The 5315-nt window shown below is 65.8% G+C and carries 4 protein-coding genes and 1 pseudogene; 3 read left to right on the top strand and 2 right to left on the bottom strand.

Going from position 1 to position 5315, the window contains the following annotated elements; translation table 11 throughout:
* On the top strand, positions 1–319 hold a 319-nt coding region (locus E0504_RS49310; protein ID WP_165938885.1), incomplete at its 5' end, for an integrase core domain-containing protein.
* Positions 320–446: 127 nt separating this feature from the next.
* Positions 447–584, top strand: a pseudogene (locus E0504_RS53285) (IS701 family transposase); the annotation flags it as partial.
* Positions 585–599: 15 nt separating this feature from the next.
* Here the strand turns inward: E0504_RS53285 and E0504_RS49320 are convergent.
* Together E0504_RS49320 and E0504_RS49325 are read right to left on the bottom strand one after the other, a co-directional pair.
* Entirely contained in the window at positions 600–3371 is a 2772-nt protein-coding gene (locus E0504_RS49320) for a LuxR family transcriptional regulator (RefSeq protein WP_131628046.1), read from the bottom strand.
* A gap of 1159 nt (positions 3372–4530) precedes the next feature.
* Positions 4531–4863, bottom strand: coding sequence for an integrase core domain-containing protein (locus E0504_RS49325; protein WP_165938886.1), 333 nt, complete (start codon positions 4861–4863; stop codon positions 4531–4533).
* A gap of 20 nt (positions 4864–4883) precedes the next feature.
* Between E0504_RS49325 and E0504_RS49330 the strand changes: the two genes are divergently transcribed.
* A partial coding sequence (locus E0504_RS49330) for a helix-turn-helix domain-containing protein (RefSeq protein WP_131628050.1) occupies positions 4884–5315 on the top strand: 432 nt, incomplete at its 3' end.

A 5315-nucleotide genomic window follows, 5' to 3' on the forward strand; every position in this document is an offset into this window, starting at 1 on the left:
GCGACGACCGGTTGAGTTCGGTAACTACACATCTGCCCAGTTCGCTGCTACCTTGAAGAAGCTCGGGATCCGCCATTCTGTCGGCCGGACCGGAATCTGCTACGACAATTCGATGGCCGAGTCATTCTTCGCGACCCTCAAGAACGAACGAGTCCATCGCACCGTCTACCCCACCCGCGAACACGCCCGCCGCGACATCACCCGATACATAGAACTCCGCTACAATACGACACGCCGCCACTCGGGACTCGACTATCGAACCCCACGACAGGTCCACGACGAGTACCTGAAAAGCAGCCCGCAGCGTAAACCAGCTTAATAGCGACTGTCCGGATTAAACGGGGCACATCAGAACTGCTGGGCCTGATACATCCCTCACGGGATGCAGCGGCCGCTGTGCGCGCGGTCCGGGACACTGACGGCGCCCGCGGGGCGACCTACGCCGTTATGCCGTCGAGCGCCTCGGCGACATCGACGGCGTACTGGTGGTGGGCGAGACCGACGATCTGAAGAAAGGCCAGCGCATGGTCGGGGTCCAGCAGCAGTACACCGGCACCGCCGGCAGGATCGAGAATGCCCAGGTACAGTGGCGATCTTCCTCAGGTGTGGCTTCCGACAAGCCGGGCGCGCAGGTCGCTGCGTTGTTTGATGCCGAGCTTCCGGTAGATCCGGGTTAGGTGCTGCTCGACGGTACTGACGGTGATGTATAGTTCGCTCGCGGCCTCACTATTGGTGCGGCCCTTGCCGACCAGGAGAGCGACACGCTGCTCGGCCGCACTCAAATCGGTGATACTCCGGGTCTCGCTGCAGGGCATGGTGTGGGCGTCGTTGTCCGTGCCCAGAGAGGGCAGCAGCCGATCGGCACCGCAGCCGCAGGCGGTCTCGCGGGCCTGATCCAGAAGCCTCCTGGCGGTGGCGGCGTCGCCCAGCACCTGGTGGGTGCGGCCGAGCAGACCGCGAATCCTGGCCAATTCGACGTGGTCTGACGCCTCCGTCATGACGCACAACGCCTCCTCCAGAAGCGCCCGGCGCTGCTTGAGTTCCACGGCCTCCGCCAGGACGCGCAGGGTTATCGCCCGGGTGCGACGCTGGATGGGGTCGAGCCCGGCGAGCTGGTCTGCGGCCGATTCCCGGGCCTCCCCATATCGGTGGAGGGCGATCAGGGCCTGCGCCCGGTCAGTACGCCAGGGAATGAAGGAAGCCGAATCCAGCCCCCAGGCCGACATGCGCTGCCCGCAGGACTCGAAGTCCCGCAACGCTGTATGGGGCTGCTGATTCGCCAGGTGGTAATGGCCCCGGGCATGGAGAAAGTACAGACCCTCGAGTCCGTGAGCCGCTGTGTCCGATGCCAGCTGGGGGAGCAAGCGACCCGCGCCCTCGAGGTCGCCGGACTCGACCAGCGCCAACATGAGCATGGACCGGGAGATCCCCGACACCGTCGAGCTGTTCTGCTCCGACCGGCAGGTCATGGCGGTGCAGGCATAATCGGCCGCCGCCGTCAGCTCGCCCTGGCCAATCGCCACCTCGGACATGATTGTCGAGAAGAGGGCAAGCCACGCGGGCTCATTTCGGTCGTTCGCCTCCTTGAACAGCGCCTCGCCCCAGCCGGACGCCAGGTCGTACTGGTCGGCGTAAACGAGCGCCCTCAGGGTGATGCCCAGTGCCTCGAACGTGCTCTCGCTCAGCCGCAGCCTCCGGAGCCGCTCCTCGGCGAGATCCAGGCCTGCGTCCGCTAGGTCACCGCGGAGCACCAAGCCGAGCAGGTGGGCCGACCTGGCCAGATCGCCGACTGGCAGGGGGCGCCCGGACTGGCCGTTTCGGCCGGCCTGTTCCGGGACACTCGGCAGCTGGAAGGCCAGCGGCGGGTAGGTACACAGCAGCCAGGTCTTGAAGGCGTTCCACTCCTCGGAGTCGGCGTGCTGGGCATCGAACCCCGACTCGCCGACCCAGCGCAGCGCTTCCGTGGTCTGCTCCAGCAGCCCCTGCCCAAGCAGCCCCCTGATCATTTGAACCGCTTGCCGGGGCTGCAGCGCCGGTTCGGAGGGGAAACCGGAGCGCGGACCGAGGTGACGGGCCACCGCCGCAGGGTTGAGCCGCCACTCCGTCCGGGCCAGCATCAGGGTGACCTCGGCATGCTGCTCCTCGGTCGCGGCCTCTCGCTGGGCAAGTCTGACGAACGCGGTGGCCCGGTCCATCCGGTCTGTCTGTAGCTGCTGCTCCGCGGCCTCGATCAGCAGCGGGACCGCCCACGGATCCTTGGCGCTGTCGGCTGCGAGCAGATGCGCGCCCACGTCGGCCACCCCGGCACCATCCTGGAACAGCAGCCGGGCAGTCTCGGTATGGAGCTCCGCGCGCCGCTCGGACGCCAGGCTCTCGAGCGCAACCGCCCGCGCCTCGCAATGGCGGTAGCCCTGTCCTCCGAGGAGGCCACTGCGGACCAGGATATGTTCCGAGCGGCGGACCAGCCCGCTGTCGAACCGCAGTAGTCGGCCGATCAGGTGCTGGGACCCCGTCGTCTCCAGCACGGAGAGCGCCTGCGCCACCTCGACCGATGTCCGGTCCATGCGTTGGAGGCAGGTGAGCACCGCACGGCGGTAGTTCGCCAGCCCGCCCGCCGCGCGCAGTCCGTCTGCGGCTCCCAGGCGGTCGGCCACCAGCGCATTGACGAGCAGCGGGTTTCCGCCGCCGAGTTCTTGGTAGAGCGGTGCCAGGCAGGCCGCATCGGCACGTCCCGCAGATTCGCGGAGGATTTCGCCGATCTGGCGGACGGACAACGGCTCCAGCATCACCCGCCGGCAGTTCGTCTGAGACGACATCTCCATCAGGAAAAGCGGGAGAGCAGGCACTGCGCCGGGCAGAACACCGAGCGCCAGCAGTACACGCTTGTTGACGATTCGACGAGCCAGGTAGGATAAGAACTGGAGTGATATCCGATCCGCGTGGTGCAGATCGTCCACCGTGATCACCAGGGGGCCCTGTTCCGAGAGTCGCATCATGGCCGCGTGAAGTTTGGCGAGGACCCGGCCGCGCTCCGGGTCGACTCGTTCGGGGTCGGCCCCGGGGGACGCGGCGACGCCACCCCCGTCCTCGATGATCTCCTGCAGTTCGGCGACCTCGTCGAACGCTACCGAGACATTGTGTGTCAATTGGTCTATGACACCGAAAGGAATTTCCTTCTCGGTTTGCACGGCGACCGCCGAGAGAACGATGGCACCACCCTCGACGGCATCGTTCGACACCTTCCTCAGCAACTCCGTTTTTCCACTGGCTACCGTACCTTCTACCAGGAGGACACCGCCCTTTCGGCCCAGGCACGAACCCAGCATTTTTTTCAGCGTCACCAGTTCTCGGTCACCGTGCGAAACATGCATGACACACCCCCCAATAGGCCGCAATTCGCTACATCAATCACTCGACCAGAAGAAAGGTTCGCAAATTTGTTCGCCCGCGAGGTGGTTACACAAAAAGAGCAGACGCCCAGCGCTACAGGAAATAGAGACCCCCGTCGAATTCGTGGAATCTTCGGGATTTTGGCGGTCCGCACATCAGGCGGACGCGACCGAGAAGCAGCCGGAGCACTCAGACTGGCCGCGGCCGCCTTCCGTGCGCCGAGGGTTCCAGTGTCCTGCACGGCGCGGAAGCACGGCAACACTATGAAGGCCACGCCGGGGCTCGTCGGTGTCACGAACGCCGTCATGACAGCAACCTCGGTCGCGTACAGGGGAGGGCCCGGCGGACAGCGGCTCACCCGCGGCTCGCGTGCGTCCGAGCCACTCTCCGGTCCGACCGGTCGAGAGCATCATCGCAGCGAAGAGGAACAGACACGTGGCCGAGAGCCGCCGAAGATCGGTCTCAGTGGCGTGCAAGATCTCCGGCAGCACTGCCGACATGACCTTGAGGATCTTCCCCGTCAGCCCCGTGACCAGCATGGACACGCCGAGCACTCCTAACTCCAACCACCCGCGGCGCACAGGCGACATCCAACACCTCCCGATCAAATGAATGTCTCTTTCATTTGAAGGTTACATGTCTGACGAAGGCCGCGCCAGGGGGTTCCCGAACAGTTGACAGGAGCAGGAGTGGGAGTGGCGGCCGGTCAGGGTGAACCGCGAAGTCGTTTGCGCTGGTCAGGTCAGGCCCTTCAGTCCGAGGATGGTGGTAAGCAGGCTCGTTGAGCGACGGAGAGCGGCGACGGTCCCGATGTAGCCTGTGAGGCGGATCGCCTGATCGTCAGATTCGACCCCCGGCCCGAACCCTCGGAACATCCTCACAAGACGTCACGCCTCGCAGTCGATGAACCTGTAGTCGACCATCCAGCGGCCCCATACGTAGGCGGCGATCTCAGTCGGCAGGCTGCGCGGGGGACATACTCGTGATCAACGGATGGCGACATCCGACAAGATGATCTTCCGGTCTTACCGCAGCCCCTGATGAACCAGACCGTACAGATGGCATAACGCCTAACGAGAACGCCCTGGCGGGCATGGAGATGGCGGAGCGGACTGAACCGCCCCGGGAAGGTTGGAGGCTCTAGGTTGTGACTGTGACCTGGGGTTTCTGGGCTGTCAGGTAGTAGTTAGCTTCGTATTCGACTGGTGGGATGTGGCCTATCTCACCATGTAGGCGTCGGTGGTTGTACCAGTCCGCCCATTCGGCGGTGGCCAACTCGACCTCGGGCAGAGTTCGCCAGGGCCGCCGCGGTTTGATCAGTTCTGTCTTGTACAGGCCGATGGTCGATTCCATCAGTGCGTTGTCCAGTGCGTCGCCGACCGTGCCGATGGAGGCCGCGATGCCGGCTCGGTCCAGGTGCTCGGCGAGCGTGAAAGACGTGTATTGGGCGGATTCAACTGGTCGTCGCAACACCTCGATCCGGAGGTGTGGAAATGGGACGGCCGGCGGATTGGACCGAGACGGTCACGGGACGGGCGGGGATGTGCTCGCCGGGGCGGCCGCCGGTGGCGCGCCGGGAGCATCAGCAGCGGTTCTGGGCGGCGATCGCGCGGGGACTGAGCAGCGAGGACGCCGGTGTCGCGGCCGGCGTGTCGCCGGCCGTCGGGACCCGGTGGTTCCGCAACTGTGGCGGGATGCCCCCTTCGGACTTCCCCGCCCCGTCGGGGCGGTATCTGTCGTTCGCTGAGCGGGAGGAGATCGCCCTGGGTCGTGCCCGCGGGGACAGCATCCGCCAGATCGCGCGGGGCCTGGGTCGGCCTGCGTCGACGATGTCGCGGGAGCTGCGGGGTAACGCCGGCACCCGCGGCGGGACGCTGGTCTACCGGGCCACGCTCGCGCAGTGGCATCGAGACCGCCGGGCCACC

Source organism: Parafrankia sp. BMG5.11 (assembly GCF_004337455.1).